The organism is Companilactobacillus sp. FL22-3 (assembly GCF_054881455.1).
In genome coordinates, this window is record NZ_JBTYYZ010000001.1 from 327853 (window position 1) to 352701 (window position 24849).

28 protein-coding genes are annotated in these 24849 nt (G+C 36.9%); 5 read left to right on the forward strand and 23 right to left on the reverse strand.

Annotated elements, in window-relative coordinates; translation table 11 throughout:
- Positions 1–5 precede the first annotated feature (5 nt).
- From ACYT32_RS01550 to ACYT32_RS01585, 8 genes are all read right to left on the reverse strand, one after another.
- A complete protein-coding gene (locus ACYT32_RS01550; protein ID WP_395266108.1) occupies positions 6–671 on the reverse strand; it encodes a metal ABC transporter ATP-binding protein in 666 nt (221 codons plus the stop codon).
- A gap of 2 nt (positions 672–673) precedes the next feature.
- Positions 674–1552, reverse strand: coding sequence for a metal ABC transporter solute-binding protein, Zn/Mn family (locus ACYT32_RS01555; RefSeq protein WP_395266107.1), 879 nt, complete (start codon positions 1550–1552; stop codon positions 674–676).
- Between the two features lie 854 nt (positions 1553–2406).
- Positions 2407–2958, reverse strand: a complete 552-nt coding sequence (locus ACYT32_RS01560) for a hypothetical protein (protein WP_395266106.1) — start codon at positions 2956–2958, stop codon at positions 2407–2409.
- Between the two features lie 73 nt (positions 2959–3031).
- A complete protein-coding gene (locus ACYT32_RS01565; RefSeq protein ID WP_395266105.1) occupies positions 3032–3769 on the reverse strand; it encodes an aspartate/glutamate racemase family protein in 738 nt (245 codons plus the stop codon).
- 6 nt (positions 3770–3775) lie between these two features.
- The gene (locus tag ACYT32_RS01570; RefSeq protein WP_395266104.1) at positions 3776–5305 is read right to left on the reverse strand and encodes a UDP-N-acetylmuramoyl-L-alanyl-D-glutamate--2,6-diaminopimelate ligase; all 1530 of its coding nucleotides are present in this window, start codon (positions 5303–5305) and stop codon (positions 3776–3778) included.
- Between the two features lie 12 nt (positions 5306–5317).
- A complete protein-coding gene (locus tag ACYT32_RS01575) occupies positions 5318–6553 on the reverse strand; it encodes a D-alanyl-D-alanine carboxypeptidase family protein (protein ID WP_395266103.1) in 1236 nt (411 codons plus the stop codon).
- A 30-nt stretch (positions 6554–6583) separates the two neighbouring features.
- A complete protein-coding gene (locus tag ACYT32_RS01580) occupies positions 6584–7672 on the reverse strand; it encodes a sensor histidine kinase (RefSeq protein ID WP_395266102.1) in 1089 nt (362 codons plus the stop codon).
- Between the two features lie 2 nt (positions 7673–7674).
- Positions 7675–8361 (reverse strand): response regulator transcription factor, encoded by a 687-nt coding sequence (locus ACYT32_RS01585; RefSeq protein ID WP_395266101.1) that lies wholly within the window; start codon positions 8359–8361, stop codon positions 7675–7677.
- 105 nt (positions 8362–8466) lie between these two features.
- Between ACYT32_RS01585 and ACYT32_RS01590 the strand changes: the two genes are divergently transcribed.
- Positions 8467–8664: a hypothetical protein gene (locus ACYT32_RS01590; protein WP_461793346.1), complete on the forward strand. Its 198-nt coding sequence runs from the start codon at positions 8467–8469 to the stop codon at positions 8662–8664.
- On the forward strand, positions 8665–8991 hold the full coding sequence (locus ACYT32_RS01595; RefSeq protein WP_395266099.1) for an iron chaperone: 327 nt from the start codon (positions 8665–8667) through the stop codon (positions 8989–8991).
- Between the two features lie 116 nt (positions 8992–9107).
- On the opposite strand, the gene ACYT32_RS01600 is transcribed toward ACYT32_RS01595, so the two are convergent.
- The 8 genes from ACYT32_RS01600 to rsmG all read right to left on the reverse strand — a co-directional run bounded on the left by ACYT32_RS01600 (position 9108) and on the right by rsmG (position 15579).
- Entirely contained in the window at positions 9108–9761 is a 654-nt protein-coding gene (locus tag ACYT32_RS01600; protein WP_395266098.1) for an NAD(P)H-binding protein, read from the reverse strand.
- A 436-nt stretch (positions 9762–10197) separates the two neighbouring features.
- Positions 10198–10800 (reverse strand): TMEM175 family protein, encoded by a 603-nt coding sequence (locus ACYT32_RS01605; RefSeq protein ID WP_395266097.1) that lies wholly within the window; start codon positions 10798–10800, stop codon positions 10198–10200.
- A gap of 149 nt (positions 10801–10949) precedes the next feature.
- Entirely contained in the window at positions 10950–11702 is a 753-nt protein-coding gene (locus ACYT32_RS01610) for a DUF1129 family protein (protein WP_395266096.1), read from the reverse strand.
- A gap of 15 nt (positions 11703–11717) precedes the next feature.
- Positions 11718–12821 (reverse strand): redox-regulated ATPase YchF, encoded by a 1104-nt coding sequence (gene ychF / locus ACYT32_RS01615; protein ID WP_395266094.1) that lies wholly within the window; start codon positions 12819–12821, stop codon positions 11718–11720.
- Between the two features lie 3 nt (positions 12822–12824).
- Positions 12825–13088, reverse strand: a complete 264-nt coding sequence (locus ACYT32_RS01620; protein ID WP_395266093.1) for a DUF951 domain-containing protein — start codon at positions 13086–13088, stop codon at positions 12825–12827.
- 9 nt (positions 13089–13097) lie between these two features.
- Entirely contained in the window at positions 13098–13967 is an 870-nt protein-coding gene (locus tag ACYT32_RS01625; RefSeq protein ID WP_395266092.1) for a ParB/RepB/Spo0J family partition protein, read from the reverse strand.
- The gene (locus tag ACYT32_RS01630) at positions 13948–14724 is read right to left on the reverse strand and encodes a ParA family protein (RefSeq protein ID WP_395266091.1); all 777 of its coding nucleotides are present in this window, start codon (positions 14722–14724) and stop codon (positions 13948–13950) included. The genes ACYT32_RS01625 and ACYT32_RS01630 overlap by 20 nt, the downstream gene beginning before the upstream one ends.
- A 129-nt stretch (positions 14725–14853) precedes the next feature.
- A complete protein-coding gene (rsmG, locus tag ACYT32_RS01635) occupies positions 14854–15579 on the reverse strand; it encodes a 16S rRNA (guanine(527)-N(7))-methyltransferase RsmG (protein WP_395266090.1) in 726 nt (241 codons plus the stop codon).
- A 165-nt stretch (positions 15580–15744) separates the two neighbouring features.
- On the opposite strand from rsmG, the gene ACYT32_RS01640 reads away from it, so the two are divergent.
- Positions 15745–16176, forward strand: coding sequence for a GNAT family N-acetyltransferase (locus tag ACYT32_RS01640; RefSeq protein WP_395266089.1), 432 nt, complete (start codon positions 15745–15747; stop codon positions 16174–16176).
- A gap of 157 nt (positions 16177–16333) precedes the next feature.
- On the opposite strand, the gene ACYT32_RS01645 is transcribed toward ACYT32_RS01640, so the two are convergent.
- Positions 16334–16783, reverse strand: a complete 450-nt coding sequence (locus tag ACYT32_RS01645; protein ID WP_395266088.1) for a CopY/TcrY family copper transport repressor — start codon at positions 16781–16783, stop codon at positions 16334–16336.
- Positions 16784–16821: 38 nt separating this feature from the next.
- Positions 16822–17547, reverse strand: coding sequence for a MerR family transcriptional regulator (locus tag ACYT32_RS01650; RefSeq protein WP_395266087.1), 726 nt, complete (start codon positions 17545–17547; stop codon positions 16822–16824).
- Positions 17548–17715: 168 nt separating this feature from the next.
- Here ACYT32_RS01650 and ACYT32_RS01655 point away from each other — a divergent pair, with 168 nt between their 5' ends.
- Positions 17716–18369: an EAL domain-containing protein gene (locus ACYT32_RS01655; protein WP_395266086.1), complete on the forward strand. Its 654-nt coding sequence runs from the start codon at positions 17716–17718 to the stop codon at positions 18367–18369.
- Positions 18370–18450: 81 nt separating this feature from the next.
- On the opposite strand, the gene ACYT32_RS01660 is transcribed toward ACYT32_RS01655, so the two are convergent.
- Positions 18451–19773, reverse strand: coding sequence for a C1 family peptidase (locus tag ACYT32_RS01660; RefSeq protein WP_461793347.1), 1323 nt, complete (start codon positions 19771–19773; stop codon positions 18451–18453).
- Positions 19774–19832: 59 nt separating this feature from the next.
- Here ACYT32_RS01660 and ACYT32_RS01665 point away from each other — a divergent pair, with 59 nt between their 5' ends.
- A complete protein-coding gene (locus ACYT32_RS01665; protein WP_395266084.1) occupies positions 19833–20504 on the forward strand; it encodes a type 1 glutamine amidotransferase in 672 nt (223 codons plus the stop codon).
- Positions 20505–20690: 186 nt separating this feature from the next.
- Here ACYT32_RS01665 and ACYT32_RS01670 read toward each other — a convergent pair whose 3' ends face one another.
- The 4 genes from ACYT32_RS01670 to ACYT32_RS01685 all read right to left on the reverse strand — a co-directional run bounded on the left by ACYT32_RS01670 (position 20691) and on the right by ACYT32_RS01685 (position 24812).
- Positions 20691–21683 (reverse strand): ornithine cyclodeaminase family protein, encoded by a 993-nt coding sequence (locus ACYT32_RS01670; protein WP_395266083.1) that lies wholly within the window; start codon positions 21681–21683, stop codon positions 20691–20693.
- Entirely contained in the window at positions 21680–22564 is an 885-nt protein-coding gene (locus tag ACYT32_RS01675) for a sulfite exporter TauE/SafE family protein (RefSeq protein ID WP_395266082.1), read from the reverse strand. The genes ACYT32_RS01670 and ACYT32_RS01675 overlap by 4 nt, the downstream gene beginning before the upstream one ends.
- Before the next feature lie 11 nt (positions 22565–22575).
- Entirely contained in the window at positions 22576–23388 is an 813-nt protein-coding gene (locus tag ACYT32_RS01680) for a TrmB family transcriptional regulator (RefSeq protein WP_395266081.1), read from the reverse strand.
- A 239-nt stretch (positions 23389–23627) separates the two neighbouring features.
- Positions 23628–24812 (reverse strand): acetate/propionate family kinase, encoded by a 1185-nt coding sequence (locus ACYT32_RS01685; protein ID WP_395266080.1) that lies wholly within the window; start codon positions 24810–24812, stop codon positions 23628–23630.
- Between the last annotated feature and the right edge of the window lie 37 nt (positions 24813–24849).

Genomic DNA, 24849 nt, shown 5'->3' on the forward strand with positions numbered 1-24849 from the left:
ACGACCTAACCTCCCATCTCAAACATTTCTTCAGATACATCATTCACATTGACTTCTTGAATCGTCTTATTCTTAAAGAACAGTGCCCGACTAGTATACTTCTTCGTCAATTCATAATCGTGAGTAATGAAGATTACAGTTAGATTATATTTGTGATTGAGTTCCTCAACTAGATCCATCAGTTGCATTTTTACTTCAACATCCAAACTGGCCGTTGACTCATCCAAAATCAAGATTTTCGGATCATTCAATAAAGCTTGAGCCAAATAGGCTTTTTGCTTTTCACCACCAGAAGCCAATCCTAATGGTCGATCTTTCAAATCAGTCAGCTTAGTCTTTTCTAAGATGCGATTGATCATTTTGTTATCCTGACGACGCTTTTTAGGACTCATTGTAAATTTTAAATTCAAACGGACAAATTGTTCGATATTCAAAGGATAGTCGAGGTCGATATTGCGAAATTGCGGCACATAACCAATCGTTTGCTTATCGATCTTTAACTCACCACTAGTTTTTTGTTCCAGACCCATCATGATTTTCACCAAAGTTGTTTTACCTGAACCATTTGGTCCGATTAAACTGATGAAATCACCATCATTGATAGTAAAATTCAGATCTTTGAAAACTAATTGCTTACCAAAGCTCTTGCTTAAATTCTTTGCTTCAATCACGATTATTTCTTCACTATCCTTTCAATTTGCGTAATATTTCCGTCCATCCAATCATAATACCCTAAATCACTTGGCAATGTTTCCGTAAAATAAATAATGGGGACATGATATTTCTTAGCCAAACCGGTCATCTTAGTAATGATACCGCTAGTGACTTGTTTATTGACGACCAAAAAACTGACCTGATGATTTTTTAAACCATTTTCCATAGCTTGAACATCTTCGATCGACGGATCAGTATCATCTTCAATAGCTTTGGCAAAGTGAGGATTGGCGACTTTCACACCTAGATCCTTGAGCAGATAGTAAGGTAAAGGTTCCGTAACATAAGCCTTTTTACCGTTAGTATATTTCTTCAAAGCTTGCTCTCTATTTACTAACTTAGCTAATTTTAAGTCATATTTCTTAAAGTTAGCTTGATAGTAAGCTTTGTTTTTGGGATCTACCTTTGCCATGTGCAGATAAATCGAGTGACTGAGCTTTTGAACATTTTGAACCCCAAACCAAACATGTTCATTTTCGCCATCTTTTTTCTTCAAGACATCTTTAGAAAAATTAATTAGATTTTTATCCTGACTATTAGCCGTAACAATTTTACTGACCCAATCGTCATATCCTAAGCCACTGGCAACGATCAATCTGGAATCAGCGATGGCCTTAGCATCATTGCTAGATGGTGAAAAGCTGTGTGGGTCAACATTGACCGATTTGATAATCGACTCCACTTGATATTTATCCCCGACCACACTTTTGATTGGTTCGATATAAGTATTAACAGTGGTAGTAATCAACTTTTGAGAAGAAGGCTTTTTACTACTACATCCCCCTAACAGTATCAGCAACATAACCAAGGCCAATACCCAAACTCTTTTTTTATACATTTATAATCCTCTATTATTATTAACAATTTTTTGCTGTTTTGTCGTTGCAGTTGTATTAGTTCACTGCCGTCATCCGCTCCAGTTCTGGGGGATATGGAACGTGGTGGGCCGACTTGGAGCCAAGAAAACCGCTTGTCTTCAAGCTCGACCTTTTACTAAATTGGCAAAGGACGCCAATTAAGTAAAATTTCACCACTGATATCCCCCAGAACTTCCGCTCCTGACTAGGGATTCTGTGCATTTTATTTTTTTGTGATATATATAGGAATCCTACATTCCTTATTTTGCTTGGTTGGAGTGGAAGCTGAAAACCTTGGTACTTAAAGACAAAAGATATTAAACTACTATTTACACACTCAAATTGCACACTTCTATAAACACACTAATGTTTACATACATATAATGAGCACATTAATTCTATACAATCATAAATTCTTAAAAGCATTTGTTTCCTTAAGAACCTAAGTTTTTGACTTTTATCTTTTGCCCTTGAACTTATTTTAGCTCTTGAATCTGTTCACTTGAGGGATATCCAAGCATGTTTTAACCCTCTAGGCTGTAGTGAGAGCTCTGAGGGGTCTCAGCCATGAAATTGTTCTTAGTGGGCGAAGCACACTTAGAACAAGGCTCGACTTTAAAACAATTGTGCACTTCAATTGGTTCAAAGCGATGCCCATGGCGTTCCAGACCCCTCAGAGCCGAACGGAAGCCGGCAGTGAACCACCACAATCCTTCATCATTCCAACCAAACAATATTTTAAAAACAAAAATAGAGGTCGAACAAAACATTGAAGTTTTGAACCGACCTCCTAAAAATATAACTAATTATTCGAGTAAAGGCAAGTTATCCACCATTACCAAATCTGGAAATACTGACCATTGGCAGGAACTAAATAGCTGCCCACTGGTGTATCAGAATTCTTACTGTAAATATTGATTTGATATCCAGACACATTGTCCCAAGTAACTTTACCATTAGAAACGTACTGTGTGCTGGCCTTATCGTAAGTAGCACTCAACTTATCAGCCAAATACTCAACCGCTTGATCTGGCGTCGTAATATTAACTTGCGTCTGTTGACTTTGGTTAGTTTGACTAGTTGAATCACTGTTGGAATTATTATTAGTACTATTTCCGTTAGTTTGATTATCAGCGTTAGTATCCTGACTATTGGTTGATTTATTTGTTACTGTGTCAGAATCATTGTTGTTTGAATTGGAATTAGAACCGCTCTCGTTGTCTGCTGATTTTGTTTGAGCAGATTTAGCAGGAGTTTTCTTGGCACTACTTTTTGTTGACGTTGTATCGGAACTTGTTGCCGATTGCGTACTTGCTGACTGTTGGGAACATCCAGCTAACAAAACCCCTGATAAGATAATCGTGAAGATAGATAATCTCTTAAACATGTGGAAGTACCTCCTTATACACTTCAAATTATATCGGATCTGAGGTTGCCCCCGCAATGTTTCTCATGAAACATTAATAAATCTTAGTAAAATCGATTTTCTCACCACGCCGAATTTTTTCAGCAAATTCAATCGACTTATCGACGATGATACTTTGGCCGTCGATCACATTGTATGGATGGTCAGCGGCTTTTTCTTGCGCTAAAGATAATTCCGTACACCCTAAAACAATCACATCACAACCAAATTTATCATGCATAATCCGCAAAATATCATGATATTTCTCAGCGTTGACTTGACCTTTAACTTTTATGTCATCGTAGATCAAACTCTCAACTTCGTCTTGTACAGCTTGATCACCTAAGCTGTAGTTAAAGCCAGCGTCTTTGATCTCATTTTCGTAGATATGGTCAGCAATCGTTCCTTTAGTAGCAATCAAACCGATTTTTTTAGCCGTTGGATATTTCTGTTTCATCACGCTGACAGCCATATGAGGCATATGAATCAAAGGTATATCGGTGGCAGCTTGCAATTCTTTATAGTAATAATGAGCAGTATTGCAGATCAAAACCATAAATTCTGGATGTAACAAGCTTTGTTGTTTGATATCTTCCACTAGTGGAGGTAAAAAGCTTGGTTGATTGTGATCTAAGATATGGGCTGTTCGATCAGGAACTGTTGAATGATTGACCAAGATGTAATCTAAATAATCTTGATCTTTGTTAGTTGGTGTCCGTTCATTTAACAAATGCACATAACTTTCTGTGGCTAAGCTTCCCATGCCACCCAATACTGTAAAGAATTTTTTCATAACTCTTTATCCCTCAATATCTTTTAAAATTTTCTTAGCGACAACTGGGTCACTAGGATATGGTACGTCTTCACCTTTAGTCTTTTGGTAAGCGTCATTACCTTTAGCAGCTAGGACAACGATGTCTCCATCAGAACTAGAGCTGATCATTTCTTTAATCGCTGTTTCACGGTCAAGGATAGTTTTCACTTCCACTCTAGTGTGATCGATTTTTTCGTCGATTTGTTTGCAGATGGCAGCTGGATCTTCAAATCCAGGATCATCAGTTGTTAAGATAGCTGAATCAGCTAATTCACTCAAGACTTTAGCAAAGCCTTCACGTCTGGAAACTCCTTTATCACCAGGACTTCCAACCACTACTTTAATCTTTGAATTTGGATATTCACGCTTGAGAAAACTCAACAAAGCATTCATACTGGCGTAATTGTGAGCGTAGTCGACAAAAATCGTACCGTGCGACTTAGTATTGATATGCTCCATTCTGCCTGGAACAAAAGCTGTCTTTAAACTATCAGCAATTATCTCATTTTTGACGCCCATTTTCTTAGCAGCAATAATGGCAGCACCGGCATTCAATTCGTTAAAATCACCGACGAGACCCAATTGATATGTATATTCACTGTGATCTTGTAAATCTTCCGCCTTGTCGCTTTCGGCTGTGAAAGTAAAGACTGAATCATTTAAATTCGATTCTTTATTCCGAATCGAGAAGTCAGTATCACCGACCTCATTTTTAGCAAAACGATAAATATCCTTGTCGTCACTCGTCTGTTTAGCAGCGGCATAAACTGTATCATAATCATTCGTTTGACGATTGATAATATTAACTTTAGAGTTGATCATCAATTGTTTCTTACAATTCAAGTAATCAGCGTACGTAGGATGTTCGTTAGGTCCGATATGATCAGGTGTGATATTCAAGAATCCACCGATATCGAATTGCAATCCGTAAACTCGATTCTTCTTATAAGCTTGTGAAGATACTTCCATTACCAAATACTTCAAACCATTGTCGACACAAGTTCTCATGTCATGGAACAATTCCAAAGACTCGGGTGTCGTTAAGTCTGACTTAAATTCATCTTCTGGCTTTGGTCCCACGATCCGGTCAACTGTTGAGAAGAGCCCAACTTGCTTTGGAAAAGCGTTCTTCAAAATGTCATATAGGAAGTAAGACGTGGTTGTCTTGCCCTTGGTACCAGTAAAAGCTACGATGAACAAATCATTTTGAGGATTGCCGTAAAACTCTGCACTCAATAGTGACAAAGCTTTAGAAGCACTCTTGACGATGATCCGGTCAATATCTTTACTATATTCTTTCTCTGAAACATAAATCTTGGCACCGTTATCGATTGCCTGGTCTAAGTATTCAGCTTTAAATTTATTTCCTTTGCAGAAGAAAATGCCATTGGTCTGATCTTGTTTAGAATTGTAACTAATCTTCGTCACTTCTAAATTCTCATCATTAACTGAACTAGAAACCAATAAATCGTGTTTCTTCAAGATATCTAAAGCATTCTTGATTTTTAAACTCATTTTTACACGCTCCTAAAATAGATGTTTAAAAAATTCTATGATTTGATCCCACCAATTCTTTTGGCTCGTCTTCTTTTGAATTACTTTTTTAACATCTGCCTTTTTGAACGGAAGATAACCACTATCAGTGTTAGCGGCAACCAATTTTACCGTCTTTTTATTATGGATTGCAGTAAAACCTAAATCGTCACTGCTTACATTATAACGTAAATCTGAAACATTATAATTTTTTGGCAGCCACATATAAACTGCTTCATAGGTTTTATACTTTTTATTATTAACTGTGACGCTTTGATTCTTTTGAATAACCTCTGGAACATCGAAGTTATCATTCAAATATTGAACTAATTTTTGCGTACTACGAAAACGTTTATCACGATCATCTTTTTCACCTTGAGCATTCAAAACAATAGTCACGATTCGCGTATTCTTGATTGGCAATGTACCGACGAACGATTCTCCAGCAGCCTCGGTCGTTCCCGTTTTCAAGCCATCGAATTCATAACCTTCCTGATAATCACGGTTACCTTTCAATAATAAATTCAAAGATTCATAAGTCTTAGTTTCATTATCAACTGGGAAAGACAACTTTGCCTGCGAGGTCGTTTTTAGAATCTCGGGATATTGGTCTAAAACATGCTTAACAATCACCCCAATATCGTTAGCTGTCAGCTTGTTCTCATCTGACTTCGTTCCTAGATACATCCCAGGCTCTAGATCCGAATTATTCAAGCCGGAAACATTGTAGAGTTTGGCGTCTTTAATGCCCCAATCTTTGACAGTTTGTCGCATCAGTTTGACAAATTTTGCCTGACTGCCAGCTACTTTATCAGCTAACATCATGGCTGCCGAATTAGACGAAACGATCCAGGCAGCATCATACAGATCTTTGACACTGTACTTTTTATCAGCATCTAAGCGCACATTAGTCAATTCATCCTTTTGTGTCATCTCAGCTTGAGCAGCAGTCGGTTGTAGCTGATCTTGTTCAGTGAATTTACCCTCTTTAATTGCTTTAGTGACTAAGTATAAAGTAATTATCTTGGTAATTGAACCTATCGCCAATGGTTCATCAGCATTTTTCTTATAGACGATTTGTCCAGAATGCTCATCAAAAGCCATCCCTGCTGTTGCAGCCAAATCAAACGTCTGCGTTGTTTCATCAGCTTGAACGGTTGATGCAAAAGTCGGTAAAGTCAGAATTACTAGAGACATCACCAACATTAATTTCTTAACGAAATTCCTCATTTATTAAACCTCACAAATCAATCTTTAAAATTACATCGTCGGAAAATGACTGATAAACGATGTCTTCTTATCATCCGAAGTTACGATGATCTTTCCACCATGCAACTGCACCATACTCTGTGCAATTGCTAAGCCTAAGCCAGTCCCGCCAGTTTTCTTTGAACGCGAATCTTCCACTCGATAGAAACGATCAAACACATGCTTCAAGGAGTCCTCTGGAATCTTCTGGCCATTATTAGCTACTGTGACGATAACTTCTTTGTCTTTTTGTTCGGCAGTTAGCCAAATATGCGTTGCACCTTTACCATACTTCAAGGCATTCATGATCAAATTATTGAAGACCCGACCCAACTTTTCAGTATCACCTTTCATGATGATCTTATCAGGAGTGGCGTTGACCATGATTTCCATACCACGTTTATTAGCTTCCAATTCAAAATCAGCTGACAATTGGTCGAGCATTTGGGCCATATCAAAAGTTGTCATATTCAATTGACTGGTAGCATGTTGAACATTGGCATACTCGAAAAGCGAATTAACTAAATTTTGCATCTCTTGAGACTTTTTATAAGCAATATGGGTGTACTTCAAAATTTGACCCAAATCATTGTAAGTTTTGCTTTCAATCAAACCTAAATAACCGATCACCGAAGTCAAAGGTGTTCTAATATCGTGACTAACGTTGGTAATCAGCTCATCTTTACTTGCTTCTGACTGACGTTGTTCCTCGGCCCGGCGATTCATATTAGAGATTATTAGATTAAAACTATCGACCGTTTTTTGCAAACTAGGGTTCACTTTTAAGTCAATTTCTTTAGTCAAATTATCCTGTGCAGTCTTCGTTAAAATCGTTTGAATATGCTTGAATTCCATCTTTTGATACGAATTTGTCACAATTAAACCCGTAACTAAGACTTCAATGACGAGCACTACAATAACCGCCCATAATTTTCCACTGGCCAAACTCTGCCAATTAGTCTCTAAATTATTAATAAAACTTTTGGTTCCAACACTACCGATTAAAATTACGTTTATTATCTGAAATAAAAGAAAGGTGCCTATTCCTTCGACAAGGAGGACACCTTTTTCTCCTAAATTCAGTTTGATCCGTTTACTCAAAATCAAACCTCCACTTTATAGCCTACACCCCAAACAGTTTCAATAACTTTCTCACCGTTGGTAGCTTCTTCTAATTTGTCTCTCAAGTGACTGACGTGGACCATGACCGTCTTCGCTGAAACAACACTCTCTTGTTTCCAGACCCGTTCAAAGATTTCGTCAGCTGAAAAGACTCGGTTGGGATGACTAGCGAGTAAATAAATCACGCCAAATTCCAAAGCCGTCAATTGAACTTTATGACCAGAGTCAGTCACGACTTCATGGGAATCTTTATAGATCGTGATAGGCCCTACTTCCAACTTATCAGGAACATTTTTGGCCGTCTGTTGAGAACTACGACGCAAAAGAGAACGGATTCTAGCCATAATCTCCAATGGATTGAAGGGCTTAGTTACATAATCATCAGCTCCTGTGATCAAGCCTTGGATCTTATCCATATCAGTGGTCTTGGCTGAAACGATAATAATAGGAATTTGGGAGTCTTTTCTGACACGCTTGACGACTTCAATACCATCGATTCCAGGCATCATAATATCTAAGACCATCAAAGCAATATCACTGTGGGCTGCCAACTGGTATAAAGCTTCTTGACCGGAATTAGCCGCAATTGCTTCATATCCCTCATTTTTGATATAAATACTAAGTAATTCTACGATTTCCTTATCATCATCAACTACTAAGATTTTCATTTAATAAACCTCTCAAGAGAACATATATTTACAAGTCTACAACTAGTTAGTATTATACAATAAGATGTTAGTAGATTACTAATGGGACTGAGAAAGCGAGAATAAATGGAATATATAAAAAAAAGAATGAAATTTATCCTAATTATGGTATTTTCCATAGCAGTTATTGCGTTCGTGCAATTCGAGTTACACTTTGATAGCAATCTTTCGATCAAAAAAGTTGGCACAATCATGACTATTCTTCAGGCCGCTGCTGGTGGTTATGGATTATACGGATTAGTGCAATTCTTCCGGGTTAAGTAAATGGATGAATATTTAAAGACCCTAACCAACCCAAAAGATCAACAGCTAGCTCAAGCCATGCACCAAATTATTTCAGAAGCCCTACCCGAGGCACAAGTGAAACTATCATATGGCCTAGTAGGATATTTCCAGCCAAAACAAATCTGCTTCTTCGGCATTAATCATAAACAGATCGGTTTCTATCCAACCAATAAACCTATCAAGCATTTTGAAAAGGAGATTGCACCTTATCTGAGTGGGAAAACGACTCTCCATTTTGAGAAAGATATTGCGGCTATCCCCGTGGAATTAATTCAAAAAATTGCTATCTGGAATTTGAAAAATTGATTTAATCTTGATTCTCAAAAAACTAAATTAGTTTAATTTAAAGCAACCTGTTGACGACAAAAAAACGCAATTGAAAATTCCAAATAATGGAATCTATCAATTGCGTTTTTGATTTATTAGAAATGAACGTCGTAGGACTTCACATTCTTTGTACTTGGGTCGCTGATACCAATGATTTCATTCTTGTATGCTCCGGGGTCTTTGATAACTTTTAAGATAGCGTCGGCAACACTCTTTCTAGAAACACCAGTTCCAGCAAATTTTTCAGTTTGGTCTGTTATTTCATATTTAACTTCATCGAGGTCATTTAACCAGGCAAATCGCATAATCACATAGTTTAATCCCGATTTTTCATAACGATCTCTGGCAGCACGTAATCCTGGCAAAATTTTTCCCAACATAGATTGATTCCATTTGGCAAAGTCTGGATTAGGCTCTTCATTCAACAAACCGATCGAACTTGAAGAGATAATGCAGGTCAAACGAGCATCTTTAGCCGCATCAATAATATTATTCGTCGCATCATCAAAATCATCCGCAAACGCCACGTAAACCATATCGGCATCGTTCATCAAAGTCGTCAGCAGTTCTGTATCCGACGTGTCGCCTTCAATGAGGGTAACTTGTTTTTCTTTTTCATATTTGCTTAGACGACTCTTATTTCGTAACAACAAAGTCAAATCAATATCTTTATATTGGTCGTCAGTAACGATTTTATCTTCGATCAGTCTGGCAACTTTTCCATTTGCTCCAATTATCAATAATTTCATAAATTTTACCTCCAATGCAAGCAAATTACGGTTGAAATATAATTGTTTTTTTCATACCGGTCAATTAACTTGATTGAACAATTCGACTTCAATCATCGAATTTAGTATAAATTTATCTGAACTTTTTTAAGCAACTACAGTACTGTCTTCTTTTCCAAGGATTAAAATACAAGCAATTATCGAAAATATCCTAGAAGAAGACGTACGACATGGACATTTTTTCAAAAGATAAACTTAAGAATTATCTGGCAATTCCCCGTTCCGTAAATCCAGAGCGTATGAAAGATAATTGAAATATTTTTGCTTTTGAACTGACCAGCGCAGAAAGAGCCGAAATTGCATCATTAAATACTAGCTCAACTAGCTTCGATCCTGAATCCTACCACTCTTGAGTGTGCAATTTGATGAATAGCTCCAAAAATCACACCTACACTCTTTACTCATTGAACAACTTGTCACTATCGGAGTTAAACCGTGAACCAATAAAAATTATCTGCAAAGTAACTAACAAGAGTTGAAGTGCTGGCATAAAAATAAGTGTTAGAACTAAGGCTACATAAAAACCGAGCGACCATTTCCATGACGTCAAAATTTGATAAATTTTCATACTTTCAATACTTTTGGCAACTTCTGAATGGCCGGCTTTTTGATTGTCTTTGACCAAATAATACGATAGTAAGGCATAAGCCAATGACCAAAGTGAGTAAATAATAGCGTAAAAAATTTGTGGACCTCGGGCATTTAAATGTTCACCGATCCAGGCCGTTGCTACTGGTAAGAAGGAAGTCGCAAACATCCATGACATATTAGCCCAAAATATCCTCTGCGTAACGACTTTGGTTTTAGAAAACATATAGTGATGATTGTACCAGGCTGTTCCAATGAAGAAATATCCTACCATATACGAAACAACATATGGCAGTTGCGGAATAATAGCCGATAATTTTGTAGAGTCTGGGACTTTAAACTCTAAAATCATAATTGTTAATATTATTGCCAAAATTGCATCTGTAAATGCTTCAACCCTAGCTTTATTCATTAAAAAAATCCCCTTTGAATTAATGCAATAATTATATCAAAAAGGCGCTGTATCAGAACCGAAAAGTTCTGATACAGCGCCTTTTTAGAAGCCTATCTCATGGCCTCATTTTTAGTTAATTCAAAATTAAACTTTGTTTACTATCCATCTTAGAAGAATGAACGTTCCTTATATCCAGTTGTACTACGGAACAAGAAACGACCACCAAATGCAACGGCAGCGGCAATAAAGTAACCAATAGCATTTAGAGGTGGGTTAATTGATGTTGGCACAGCCGTCATAGCTGCTAAGAAGACGAACATGAAAACTAATCCAACTACTAAATATCCAATTGTAATACCCCAGCCTGGACGTTGTGACTTAGGCTTCTTCATTTGGTTATTGAACCATGACAACAAAGCACCCCACATAGCTGACAAGACGATCAAAGTAATGATACCTGTCTGGCTGTTAGGATCATTTTTGGCACTGCTATTCGTCAATGCAACGATACCGTACAATAATACAAATAATGAAAAGAACAAGAGTGATGTATCGATCCATGAAGCCCAGAATGGTGTCTTCTTAGGTTTCTTTACTGGATGCGCGATCTCTTGAGCTCGCTTAGTTACTGGACCATAAAGCTGATTAGCGGGAATACCTTTGATTTGATTTTCGATCATTTCAGGCAATAACTTGTCGATCTCTGCCTTAGCTTCATCTTCCTTAAAGCCATCATCGAGTAAATGTTTATTGAGTTTAAAAACATATTCGGCATTTTTATTACTTAACTTTTTACGCAAATCATCCGCGTCAGCGTTATAAATTTCATTTTTTACTGCTTCTTTTTTTTCATTCTTAGCTGAAACAACTTTTTGCTTTTCAGCTGCTTTCTTATTCTTCTCTCTTAAATCCTCAGCCATTTTGCTCCCCCTGTTTTAGACGTTAAAGCGGAATTCGATAATATCGCCGTCTTGAACTTCGTAATCCTTACCTTCAACACGTAATTTACCAGCTTCTTTAACGGCTTTTTCACTACCTAATTCATCTAGATCACTAAATGCCATAACTTCAGCACGAATGAATCCACGTTCAAAATCAGAGTGAATAATTCCGGCAACTTGTGGTGCTTTCATCCCTTCGTGGAATGTCCAAGCACGAGTTTCTTTACCACCGGCAGTAAAGAAAGTTCTAAGGCCTAACAACTTGTAACTAGCTTTGATCAGCTTATCAAGACCTGACTCTGTAACACCTTCAGCTTCAAGGAATTCTTTTCTTTCATCGTCATCCAGTTCAGCAATCTCTTCTTCAGTTTTAGCTGAAACACCGATTACTTGAGCATTTTCCTTCTTAGCGTAATCTTCAATAACTTTGTAATACTTAGAACCTTCAGGATCGGCCATATCATCTTCAGCAATATTAGCTACATATAAGACAGGCTTAGATGTTAATAAGAACAAACCTTTAACGATCTTTTGTTCATCTTCACTGAAGTCGATACTTCTAACGGCACCGCCATTTTCAAGGACGGGCTTGATTTTCTCAAGTACAGCAAATTCTGCTTGAGCTTCCTTATCCTTGGCACTCTTAGCTGCTTTTTCAACACGAGTATAACGCTTATTAACGCTATCCAAATCGGCTAAACCTAACTCTAAATTGATGGTTTCAATATCATCCAAAGGATCAACTTTACCTGTGACACTAGTAATATCATCATCGTCAAAAGCACGAACTACGTGAACAATAGCATCCACTTGGCGAATATTTTCCAAGAACTTGTTACCAAGTCCTTCACCTTTACTGGCACCCTTAACGATTCCGGCGATATCAGTAAATTCAAAAGTTGTATGGATCAATTTTTTGGCTGGGATTAAAGAATCAATTCTAGCTAGACGTGCATCTGGTACTTCAACCATCCCCACGTTAGGGTCGATCGTGGCGAATGGATAGTTGGCCATTTCGGCACCGGCCTTTGTAATAGCATTAAATAAAGTTGACTTACCAACATTAGGTAGTCCGACAATTCCGGCAGTTAAAGCCATTTGTTATTCCTCATTTCTCTTCATAAAATTTGATGGCATTAATTGAGATTTTTTCAAATAATGTTCTTCATTTTCAGGTTTGACCTGATCTGCTTGTGTTAAAACTTTTTTGAATTTCTTATTGAATTCAGCGCGTGGAATCATCACGATATGTCCACAGCCCAAGCATTTAACTTTAATATCCGCTCCAAGGCGAATAACTTCCCACCGATTTTCCCCACAAGCGTGAGGTTTCTTCATGGTGATAATATCTCCAAGTTTAAACATACGATTCCTCTAATCTAAATGGATTCCTAATATGTCTAAAATACGGTTTAAATCATCCGTATTCGTGAAATCAATTTCCAATCTTCCGTGACCACTGCGAGTTTCTTTTACCGCAACTGTAGTATCGAAACGTTCAATCAACTTTTCCTCAGTTGCTCGGATATATGGTGATTTTTGGGCGGTCTTTTTTTTCTTCTTACTATCATGTTTTGATTCAGTGGCTAATTGTTCTAGTTGACGAACTGTTAAATCTTCACTGACAGCACGTTTAGCAAGTTTATCGATCTGATCTTTATCTTTCAAGCTGAGTAAAGTTCTCGCTTGTCCCATTGAAAGTTCACCATTTTGAACTAATTTCTTTGTCGCATCGGGAAGATTCAATAGTCGCAAGTAATTAGCAATATAAGGACGACTCTTACCTAATCGTTGTGAAACTTGTTCTTGAGTTAGATTCAACTTAGTAATTAAAGTTTGGTAAGCATCTGCTTCTTCCAAAGGTGTTAAATCTTCACGTTGCAAGTTTTCCAAAACCGCGATTTCCATCATTCCTGATTCGCTTAACGGACGAACAATGGCTGGAATAGTCGTTTTCTTAGCAATCTTGCTAGCTCTAAAACGTCTTTCTCCGGCAATGATCTCAAACCCATTGACACTTTCACGAACGATAATTGGCTGAAAGACTCCATTTTGTTCGATTGAATGAGCCAGTTCGTTTAAGGCATGTTCATCAAAAGTTTTTCTAGGTTGATATGGATTGGGACGAATATCGTCGATTGAAAGATCAACGACAGTTTCACTATTTTCATCAATTGCCTCAAATTCTGAGAAAATCGCGTCAATTCCGCGACCGAGGCCTTTTTTATTTTTGTTTGATGCCATTGCGCTTTAACACCTCCTTAGCTAAATCTTGGTATGCCTGAGCTCCTTTGGACTTACCGTCATAATCGACAATTGGTTGACCATAACTTGGTGCTTCGGCTAAACGGGTATTTCTAGGAACAATCGTTTTGTAAACTGAATCGCCAAAATACGATTTTACTTCATCAACAACTTGAGCTCCTAAATTAGTTCTCACATCAAGCATGGTAATTAAAACACCTTCGATAGCCAAGTTGGTATTGAAATGTTTTTGAACTAAACGGATCGTATTGAGCAATTGGCTTAATCCTTCCAAAGCATAATACTCACTTTGAACAGGGATGATAATGGAGTCACTAGCGGTAAAGGCATTGGTTGAAAGCTGGCCGAGTGAAGGTGGGCAGTCGATCAGAATAATATCATATTCATCATCAACTTCTTCAATTCCTGCACGTAATCTAGTTTCTCGAGCCATCATTGAAGTTAGTTCCATCTCTGCTCCGGCCAATTGAATTGTTGCTGGAACAATATCAAGATTTTTATGCCCAGTATGAATGATCGTCTTTTTGAGTGGATACTCGTTGACCAAAACATCATAGACATCTTTTTCAACATTGGCTTTTTTAATACCAAGGCCACTGGTTGCATTCCCTTGGGGATCAGTATCAATGATCAAGACTTTTTGACCCAGGTCCGTTAAACATGCTCCCAAATTGATGGTGGTTGTGGTTTTTCCGACACCACCTTTTTGATTTGCGACAGATATTTTTCGTGCCATTTTATTCCCCTATCTCTAGAAATTGCAAAACAACTTCACAAAATATTTATCTATGGTAATCACTTCTTGGCGCTTTTGCCATAACTCTATAATCTTATCATTTTTATACTACTAATTTATACTTAGTGATTAATTCACGAGTGGTTTTTTAGCAGGTGTTCCTGGTTTGCGTGGATACTTCTTTGGTGTCTTTTCAACTTTATCTACAAAGATAAAATTACGTAAACCAGCATCATTTGGTAACTCAATCGATTCTTGTTGTCGGATCTGTCCGCCCAAAGTCTTGATGGCAAACTTGGCCGTGAGCAATTCTTCCGGAGCTTTTTCCGATTTCATGGCGACAAATTGTCCACCAACTTTAACTAGTGGTAAACAAAATTCGGTTAAGACATTCATAGCTGCGACTGCCCGAGCCGTTACAACGTCGAAAGTTTCTCGATATTGTGCATTCTTACCGACTTCTTCGGCACGACCATGAACCAAGGTCACCTGATCCATGTGTAGTTTAGCCACTAAACCATCTAAAAACTTGATTCGCTTATTCAAAGAATCAACGATTGTAACTTTCAACTTCGGATTGATGATCTTCAAAGGCAACGAAGGAAATCCAGCGCCTGAGCCAACATCACACAGAGTTAACTCCTCGGTTAAAATTTTTTCGTCAACGAATCCTAATACAATCGAATCATAAAAATGTTTTAAATAGACCTGATCTTCATCGGTGATCGAAGTCAAATTCATCACCTTATTTGTCTCAACCAATTCATTAAAATAAGTAGCAAACTGTTCTTTTTGAGTTGTACTTAATTCAATACCCTGTTTGGCTAGGGCTGCATAAAATTCTTCCGGTTTCATTGACATACCTCCACTCGTGAAACACTTGTTTCACACTCTTTTATCCTATATTATTGTGCGTCTTAATTCAATGCTTGGTTAGTGAAGTATTCGTTATTTATTGTTGTATTTGCAACAACTAAGTTCTATGATAAACAAAAGCAATTCTTAATTTGGAGGTCAGCTATGATAACTGTTAAAGAAACTAATGAACTTAGTCCTAAGGAATTAATCGACATCCTTAAAGCCCGTGTGGCCGTCTTCGTGGTCGAACAAAATTGTCCTTATCAAGAAGTTGACGCCGACGATTACAACGATCTGCATGTTTGTCTAATTGAGAATAATGAACTGAAAGCTTACACTCGAATAATTGTTAAAGCTGACCACATTACTTTTGGCCGTGTTCTAGTGGTCAAAAAATATCGTCAAGCTGGCCTTGGTAAAAAGATAGTTCAAGCTACGATCGATGAAATAAAGCAACGTTTCCCAAATCAACCTATCCAAATTCAAGCTCAAGCTTATTTACAAAACTTCTACGAAAGCTTTGGCTTCAAACCGATCTCTAAAGTTTATTTAGAAGACGAAATCCCTCATCTTGATATGTTGATGACCTTCTGATAAGACTGCGTATCCTCTGATTCTCTGCACAGAATCAGAGGATATTTTTTTAAATCACTAGTGAGTTGGCTGCTTTAATTACTCTTAGACCGAACAAAAAAAGCGTTTGATCATTAATTAATCAAACGCCATGTCGCCCCTGCCAAGGAACTATATTTTAACACATTTCGTTACAACCATCTGGCAAACAATCGCATTTTACATGCTCTGGAGCCGAAGTTTGTTTTTGCTTCAAAGTTTGTTGTAACGATTCTATATCGTCACGACTGAGCTGTAAATTTTGAATCAATTCGTTCAAAACAAAGCCGGTCTTATGAGCGCAGAAGCTTTCAAACAATCCATTAGCATATTCATCCATAGTTGCTTGTTCTTCCACAGTTGCGTGATAAATATAACGGCCCTGTTCTTTTTGACGATTAAGAAACTTTTTCTTGGTCAAACGTGTAATCAGAGTCTTGATAGTTGAATCGGACCAGGTTTGTTTCTTTTGCATTAAGGCAATTATTTCCGAGGAGGTCACGTTACCTAACGTCCAAACTATACGCATGATTTGCCATTCCGCAGCAGATATCTCAACCTTTTTTGGTTCACTTTTTACTGTATCCATTCAACTCTCCCTTTCATCTATGACAACATTATATAACATTATTTACTATTGTCGTCATAAACTTCGACACAGTAGTTCTTTTGACCACAAGCGGGACAGACCAGATAACGAGCTCGTATATTATGTCTTCCCCAAAAGGCTGCCCAAAATTTGGGTTTAAATTCGGTATTACAGTTAGGACAGACATAATTCACCTTTTGGAAATAATACCTAGTGATCCAAACAGCCAAGCCAATTGCAATAACTATCGCAATGATAAAAGGTAGCCAATTTCCCTTCAAAATAGCCCAGATCAAAGTACTGATTTCTATTACATCCATCAATAATCCAATTGCCACCATGTTGATATGTACTCTACGCAAGGATTTCTTATTATTCATAGCTTTTTCTACGTCATTAAGGTCATTAATTTTGATTTGATCGACTCGTGGTAAATTACGCCGAATCTTTTCTATCATTCTGATCTGTTTTTTGGTGGTCTTCGTCTGAGCATGTAAGTACTTCAATTGTTGCTCTAGTAAAAGATTCAATACTGTCATCGAATGTTCGCCACTCAAAATTTCGCCAATAGCTTTCAATGGTAGCCCTAAACTTTTTAAAAGCAGAATCAATTTCAATTTATTCAAGTCGGTATCGTTATAAATCCTATTGCCATTGTCATTCAGCTGACTAGGCTTCAACAGGCCTTTTTTATCATAATATTGAATCGTCCTGACAGAGATTTGAGCTACTTTTGCCAATTGACCGGTCGTATATTCTGACATAGAATTCACCTCCTTGATTTTCTTATACAATATTACCTTAGGTCACAAGCAAGTTTTTCTTTCACATAACGCCGTTATATTTTAAAATTTTTGAGAGCAGTATCTTTGCGATACGGCTTCAATTGTCTTAAAATGACACATGATAATTAATTAAACTAGGGGAAAATTATGAAATATAGCTTTTTTGTACAACCACAGATTAATCAAAATAACTCTATTTTTGGCTATGAAGTCCTTCTACGTAAAGAAACTAATGGTAATTGGACTCTCCCTCAAAATTTTACGGAGTTATCAATTGCACAGCAAGTAAAATTAGTTGAACAGACTGCTGAAATTCTCAAAAGAAAGTTCACTGATCATAAAACCCTATCTTTTAATTTAAATCAACAACAAGCAGACGATCCTGCTACAATCAAAGAACTAATCCATCTGAAGAAAAAGATTGCTCCAATCGGTTTGAACATTGAACTGACCGAAGCTATCTCCTTAGAACATCTTCAAGAGATCAGTCGTCAATTGCATCAAAATCACATACCTTTAGTTATTGACGACGTAGGAACTGGTTCTAACACCTTTGAGAATATTCAAGCTGCCTTGCCCTATGTCGATAAAATCAAATTGGCAATGCAAAACTTGCGCAGTTTAAACCAAGCCGATCAAATTCCAGATTATCTAGCCTTTTGGGCCGCCCAAGCCAAGAAATATTGCCTGGATACCGTCTTGGAAGGCGTTGAAGATGTCAAAGATCAACTGTTGGCTCAGAGATACCACATCAATATCCAACAAGGATATCTCTACGGAAAACCAGCTATGCCAGTGTAATTTCAAAGTAACTTCTAAAAATACCCTCTGATTTTTGAATCAGAGGGTATTTCATACATAAATATCATTTTTATTGTTTTTCTAAGCTAAAGCATCCCAAGCTGGCAAAACAACAGGTTCTTGTTCATATTCAGCCACTTCTTCTTTAGTCAGATACTTTTTATTGATCACAAGGTCATAGACATATTCGTCAAACCATTTTTGATCCATCACAAAGTATCCTTTAACACCATTTTCTTCGCCCCAAGAATTTTCAACCTTCCAGCGGTTAGGCTGTCCCTTGATGAGATTGACGCCGGTGATCGTCATTGCATGTGAGACTTCGCCTTCAAAATAATCTAGTCTTTGGGCCTTAGTCATTGCAGAGTCAATTCCAAAGACTTGGTCATATTGATACAAATCGCCTAACAGATAACCTTTCTTGCGGTCAGAATCAGCCAGCACATCATTGCCGAACCAAATTGGATTATTGCCCTTTAATTGTTCTATTGCAAGCTCTTGCAAACGTTCCATTGGCAAATTCAAAAAGCGCTGTTGAAAACCTCCAACCATGTTGTCCTCGGTATCGATCGAATAAACTTGATGGTATTTTTTGTTGGATTGTGGAGAATTAACTACGTCCGCGTAATCATTTAAGTTCATAGTGAAATAACGTTTGAGAAATTCGAGTGGCGTAATCTTATCTTCAGCAATCAACTTGCCATCATCTGTTTGTAAGGACAATTCAAAGTCAGTTGGGGGAACGCCAAAAGAATAGACGCATAACTTGTATACTTCGGCTAACATTTCCTGAACCCTCTGATCGAGTTTGGACTCGGTGACTTTATCTTGGACTAATTTTCGCAATTCAATCGCATTTTTACGCAACAATCTGCCTATTGTATCATCAAATTCAGTCGTATTATTAGAAACTGTCGTTTCCGGCATCACATAATTAGGAACGACGCCATACTTTTGAATTAAATTAGCAGCATTTTGCCATAATCCACCATCACCATTAGGACTAGTCAATAATGAATTTACCTTACGGTCTTCAATTGGCAAGTTTGCCGTCTCAATAATCTCTTGATAAAAATAATTGCTCTTTTCCAATCGATCCCAAAATGAAAGATAGTTTTGAGACAATTCAAAGTCTTTTAAATTATTTTTAGTGGCAAATTCTGTCCGCAAAGTATTCAAAGCTGCGAATAACCAGCAGCGTCCCGAATGCTTCTGATTCGAGACCTTTCCAGTGTCAACCGTGATATTAAAAGACGGATTCAAAATCGTCTTTGCTTCAGGATTCTCTGTCGCAGCGTAGATACCTACCTGGGCAACAGAATTTTTCAAAGCATTATTCGTTACATCTTGATTTAAGTTCTGTCGAAAATCTGCTAAAATCTCTTTATTGATTTCTTTTGTCAATTCAATCACCTCGTTGTTAAACTATATTACAACATTTCTAATTATATTGGAGAAAAATTATGTCTGAAGTTATTAAAATTGCTTATTTGTATGAAGATTTAATGAATACCTATGGAGATAGCGGCGATGTTAAAATCTTAAGCTTCCTTCTCAAAGAACAAGGTTACGAAACCCAAGTTGACAATATTAGCTTGAATATGGAATTTAATGCTTTCGATTATGACTTTCTCTTCTTCGGTGGTGGTCAAGATTTTGAACAATCAGTAGTCGCCACTGATATTCAAAGACATCGCCAAACCATTAAGGACTACATCGAAGCAGATAAACCTATGCTTTGCATCTGCGGCGGTTATCAATTTCTTGGCAAATATTACGAAACTAGCAGCGGTCAAACTATCCAATGCTTAAACATATTACCGTTACATACGGTCTTCAAAGCTGATAGCCGCATGATCGGTGATACCGAATATAAGACTGAATGGGGAACTGTACGTGCTTTTGAAAACCACAGCGGTCGGACTTATTTTGACGATAAGAAGATGCTCAAGCCATTCGGTCAAATGATCGAAGGTTATGGTAATAACCCTGATGAAAAGCAAGAAGGTATGCGTTACAGAAACGTTATAGGAAGCTATTCGCATGGTCCTATTCTTAAAAATGAAAACGTTGCTCGAGCAATTGCCGACAAAATTATCGTTGCTCATAAGGAACGCGTTGGCGTTACAAATTAATATAACGGTTGAAAAAGATTTTTACTTTATGAAAAAGCCTCACTAGTCTGGTGAATATACCAGAACAGTGAGGCTTTTATAATTTAATAACTAATAAATCAAACACTTCCATATTCCATTTATTAATTAAAAAGTGAAATTTTATAACATCTAATAACACAACACAATTTTAATAAAAATGAATCGCTAATTTAACTGTATTCCAATTTGTTTTTGTAAGGCTAAGCGAACTATCCTATCTGCCACAACCACGTCCAGAGCTGCTGTTCCAACGGTCTTAAAAATTGTAATATCCTTCTTATTTTGACGTCCGGTTACCTCACCATTTATAAGTTGACCAAGTTCCCCAGTAATATCATTTTTTGAAATTACACCAGTTTTTAATGGCGTAATAATATCACCAGCTTCAGCCAATACACCATCATTTGTATCCACAAAGATTTCTTTAGCTCTTATTAAGGCAGCTTCTGGAATTTCATGCATTTCTTTGGTATAAGCACCTACTCCATTAATATGAGCTCCATCTTTGATCATATCACCGTTAAATGTTGCCTTACGAGAAGTTGTGACAGTAGTAATAATATCGACTTCTTTTAGAACACTGTTTATTTCGACAATGCTTTCAAATGTTGTTGTAAATTTCCCTGAAAACTTTTCTGTTGCTTCATCACAGAAAGACTCCGATCGCTTCTTATCAATATCAAAAACATAAACCCTTGTAAGATTTCTTACAGTTAACATTGCCTCTAGTTGTGACATTCCTTGACCGCCTGTACCTATCAGCAAGGCAGTTTTAGAATCCTCATTCGAAAGAAGCTCTGTTGCAAGACCTTGCACCGCTCCTGTTCTTAATTGAGTTAAATATGTTCCATCCAAAACAGCATTTACAATTCCAGTTGTTGCATCTAATACAATCATAGTTGCTGGAACACTTGGTAACTTCTTGCTAATATTTTCGGGATATACAGAAACAATTTTTTGACCTAAAGCTGGTTTATCACCACTAACATAACCAGGCATGTACAAACTTTGACCACTATGTTCAGCAATGTCAATGTTGGTTCGCAAAGGAATATTTGCTTTTCCCAATGAATATAAACTCAATGCTTCTTTATCTGCATCAATTGCGTCTCTCATTGTGAATACTTTCTTAATATCTGCTGCTGATAAATAAATCATTCTTTTACCTCCTCAACATTTTCCTTCTCATTTTTGTTCCCTAAATAAAGTGAAATTGCTGAGTATAATAAAACGGCTACAACAACCCACTGAATAATAGCCGTATTTAAACTCTTAACTAGAAAGACGGCAATTAGAACACCAATAATACCAAAAACAGAAAACATTGTAATTTTTCTTGAATAGTCATTTAATTTAATAAATTGCATACTACCAATAGATACTGAGAAAGTACAACCACCCATCATTATTGGGAAGGCAGCAACTGGATTCATCCCCATGGCATATACAGTTGCCATAGTTAATGCATATGATCCAATACCGATATTATTTAATGCTCCGAAAATAAACATCAGAACACCTGTCACAATGAGTTTCCAACCATATAACTCTGTTGCAGTTCCATTTGAAGGAATTAAACCAAACTTACCACCAAGAATTAAAGCAGTGGCTACCAGTAGACCCACTATAACAAAATTTCGAATAATTCTTTCAGAAAGCTTAACAACAAATCGAGGTCCAATATAAGCACCAATCACTTGGCAGATAATACAAACTAGTAATGTCTTAATACCAACAGATATGTTAGTAATATACGCTAAAGACATAACAAATACTGGAATAACACACTGTGTATTCAAGGTTCCTGGCAATTTTTTCATTGTAACCCATTTTGCTTTAGGATATAGAGCAGTGGAAATTGCAAAATCTGAAATTCCAAATGTTGAAAGAAAATAAATAAATATCTGTGAAATTGGTGTCCAAATATTATTGGCCGGTTCGGCTAAAACTTCACTTTTATGTTTCCATAAATCTTTACCAAGCATAAAAATATATGTAAAATTCACTACAATAATCGCACCTAATAGAAAATAGAGCATCTTGTTTTACCTCATTTTTCATCAAAATAGATATTGCGAACTCCTTCTAAATCTTTACCAAACACTTTTTTAGCTTCTGCATCCAAAAGTGACAACGTTCTTAAATTATAAGCATCATGTAATACATATTCCTGAGCTAAAAAAACCATTGAGCTATTTTTTGTCGTTACTACACCTGTATTAGTTGCCTTATTAGGTAGTTTCCCGTAAGTAACTTCATTTCCATCACTTACAATATTGATCCACCTGCCGCCATAATCCAAAGTTTTATCCGATTCAAAAAGATGCTTATAAAATCGATTAAATGGTAATGAATAACTATTGTGATTACTAAACAATATAACCACAAATTTATGTAACCGCTTTTCCGCATTTGACAATGCACTGATAATCTCAGGAGATAAGTCCTCTGAATAAATTTGGACAAATAATGATTTCTCAGCATTGTTTATTTGGTAAAGAACTTTTTCAAACACCTGCGCATATGAATCAATTAACCAAATTGACTCTGGTTTTGTGACAGTTCCTAAATCTTTTAATGAGACCTCGATATCATCTATATGTTCTTTACTATCATTCTTCAATTTACTAATTAATTCTTTCACAGGTAAAGACTTATAGAGTGGTGTTTCATCAGCAGATTTCAAAACTAAACCTTTATCCTCTAATGAAGATAACAAGTTATAAATTTTAGAACGTGGAATCCCTGATAATTTACTAATCTTATAACCTGTCGATGCGTCCATCTGTAACAGTGTTATATAGACCTTGGCTTCGTTATTTGTTATTCCAAAATTATTTAGTAAGTTAATTTCTCGATCCATTTTTGTACCTCTCAAGGATAGTAGCTACCATCTGTGACTACTATATAACCTCATATTAATTTTGTCTATTATTTTGTGATTTTTTTCTCTATATATTTCTCACAATATTTTAAATGTGCTTACTCCTATTTATGTTTTGGCCCATAAAATATCTATAAAAAAAACACCACCAAAATTATCCAGTAGTGTTTAAACCCAAATTTAAAATTAAATTTTTTAAAAATAAACTTTTAATCTAATTATTGTAAGGCTGCCACTTGGCGAACCATTGCTAATTCTTCATCAGTCGGAATCAATAATACTTTGATTGCTGAGTCAGGACCGCTAATCAAGCCTTCATTACCAGCTTCATTTAGCTCAGGGTCTAGCTTGATATTGAAGATTGATAATTCATCAATAATTTGTTGACGCAATTCTAAATTGTGCTCACCGATACCACCGGCAAAGACTAACGCATCAGCACCATGCAATTCGGTTAAATAGCTTCCAGCATACTTAACGATACGGTTGATAAAGATTTCGATTGCAAGTCTGGCCTGTGGATTCGTTTTTTCTTGAGCTTTTATCTCACGCATATCAGGTGAAATCCCTGAAACGCCTAACAATCCTGACTTTTGATTCAATAACATCATAATTTCATTAGGATCAGTTACTTTTAATTCCTGCATTAAATATGGAACTAAAGCTGGATCAAGATCTCCAGCCCGTGTTCCCATCGTCACGCCAGTCAATGGTGTAAAGCCCATTGAAGTATCAAAAGCCTTGCCATTCTTAACCGCTGCGAGTGAGGCTCCACTACCTAAATGCATAGTTACTAAATCCAATTGATTCTTATCTTTTTTCAACAGTTCAGAAGCTCTACCTGTGAGATAGCCATGAGAAATTCCATGCTCACCATAGCGCCGAATCTGATATTTCTGCGTAATTTCATAAGGCAAACTGTAGATAGCATTCTTTTCAGGTAAATCAGTGAAAAACTGACTGTCAAAAACGGCATACTGCTTTACGTTTGGCAAAGTCTTGGCCATCGTCTCAATTCCCTTAGCCTCCATTGGATTGTGCAAGGGAGCGAAATTACTTAGAGCCTTTATTTGTTTCAAAACTTCTGGCGTTACTTCTACCGCCGATTTGAAGACTTGTCCACCAGCTACCACACGATGTGCCACCGCTGTGATCTCATCTAAATCTTGGATTATTTCTAAACGTTGTAGCTCGTCAAATACCATCTGAGCCGCTTGTTCTTGGCCTAAATTATCGACCGTCGTTTGATACTTTTGATGATCGCCATACTTTATTGTAAAAATTGAACCTGGCATACTGATCCGTTCTACTAAACCGCTTGCCAAAACAGTCTCCGCAGGCATTTCAAACAACTGCCATTTTAACGAAGAACTTCCGGCATTGATGACTAATGTTTTTTGCATTGAAATCACACTCCTACATAATAGAATACCGAATTTT

Excerpts from the sequence above, each read along its gene's own strand:
- ACYT32_RS01590 (WP_461793346.1), top strand. The coding sequence starts at position 8,467 with ATGGAATATATAAAAAAAAGAATGAAATTTATCCTAATTATGGTATTT.
- ACYT32_RS01570 (WP_395266104.1), bottom strand. The coding sequence starts at position 5,305 with ATGAGTTTAAAAATCAAGAATGCTTTAGATATCTTGAAGAAACACGAT.
- ACYT32_RS01585 (WP_395266101.1), bottom strand. The coding sequence starts at position 8,361 with ATGAAAATCTTAGTAGTTGATGATGATAAGGAAATCGTAGAATTACTT.
- ACYT32_RS01595 (WP_395266099.1), top strand. The coding sequence starts at position 8,665 with ATGGATGAATATTTAAAGACCCTAACCAACCCAAAAGATCAACAGCTA.
- ACYT32_RS01640 (WP_395266089.1), top strand. The coding sequence starts at position 15,745 with ATGATAACTGTTAAAGAAACTAATGAACTTAGTCCTAAGGAATTAATC.
- ACYT32_RS01600 (WP_395266098.1), bottom strand. The coding sequence starts at position 9,761 with ATGAAATTATTGATAATTGGAGCAAATGGAAAAGTTGCCAGACTGATC.
- ACYT32_RS01575 (WP_395266103.1), bottom strand. The coding sequence starts at position 6,553 with ATGAGGAATTTCGTTAAGAAATTAATGTTGGTGATGTCTCTAGTAATT.
- ACYT32_RS01685 (WP_395266080.1), bottom strand. The coding sequence starts at position 24,812 with ATGCAAAAAACATTAGTCATCAATGCCGGAAGTTCTTCGTTAAAATGG.
- ACYT32_RS01620 (WP_395266093.1), bottom strand. The coding sequence starts at position 13,088 with ATGTTTAAACTTGGAGATATTATCACCATGAAGAAACCTCACGCTTGT.
- ACYT32_RS01655 (WP_395266086.1), top strand. The coding sequence starts at position 17,716 with ATGAAATATAGCTTTTTTGTACAACCACAGATTAATCAAAATAACTCT.
- ACYT32_RS01565 (WP_395266105.1), bottom strand. The coding sequence starts at position 3,769 with ATGAAAAAATTCTTTACAGTATTGGGTGGCATGGGAAGCTTAGCCACA.
- ACYT32_RS01675 (WP_395266082.1), bottom strand. The coding sequence starts at position 22,564 with ATGCTCTATTTTCTATTAGGTGCGATTATTGTAGTGAATTTTACATAT.
- ACYT32_RS01610 (WP_395266096.1), bottom strand. The coding sequence starts at position 11,702 with ATGGCTGAGGATTTAAGAGAGAAGAATAAGAAAGCAGCTGAAAAGCAA.
- ACYT32_RS01605 (WP_395266097.1), bottom strand. The coding sequence starts at position 10,800 with ATGAATAAAGCTAGGGTTGAAGCATTTACAGATGCAATTTTGGCAATA.
- ACYT32_RS01670 (WP_395266083.1), bottom strand. The coding sequence starts at position 21,683 with ATGATTTATTTATCAGCAGCAGATATTAAGAAAGTATTCACAATGAGA.
- ACYT32_RS01665 (WP_395266084.1), top strand. The coding sequence starts at position 19,833 with ATGTCTGAAGTTATTAAAATTGCTTATTTGTATGAAGATTTAATGAAT.
- ychF (WP_395266094.1), bottom strand. The coding sequence starts at position 12,821 with ATGGCTTTAACTGCCGGAATTGTCGGACTACCTAATGTTGGTAAGTCA.
- ACYT32_RS01555 (WP_395266107.1), bottom strand. The coding sequence starts at position 1,552 with ATGTATAAAAAAAGAGTTTGGGTATTGGCCTTGGTTATGTTGCTGATA.
- ACYT32_RS01680 (WP_395266081.1), bottom strand. The coding sequence starts at position 23,388 with ATGGATCGAGAAATTAACTTACTAAATAATTTTGGAATAACAAATAAC.
- ACYT32_RS01625 (WP_395266092.1), bottom strand. The coding sequence starts at position 13,967 with ATGGCATCAAACAAAAATAAAAAAGGCCTCGGTCGCGGAATTGACGCG.
- ACYT32_RS01560 (WP_395266106.1), bottom strand. The coding sequence starts at position 2,958 with ATGTTTAAGAGATTATCTATCTTCACGATTATCTTATCAGGGGTTTTG.
- ACYT32_RS01630 (WP_395266091.1), bottom strand. The coding sequence starts at position 14,724 with ATGGCACGAAAAATATCTGTCGCAAATCAAAAAGGTGGTGTCGGAAAA.
- ACYT32_RS01650 (WP_395266087.1), bottom strand. The coding sequence starts at position 17,547 with ATGTCAGAATATACGACCGGTCAATTGGCAAAAGTAGCTCAAATCTCT.
- rsmG (WP_395266090.1), bottom strand. The coding sequence starts at position 15,579 with ATGAAACCGGAAGAATTTTATGCAGCCCTAGCCAAACAGGGTATTGAA.
- ACYT32_RS01645 (WP_395266088.1), bottom strand. The coding sequence starts at position 16,783 with ATGGATACAGTAAAAAGTGAACCAAAAAAGGTTGAGATATCTGCTGCG.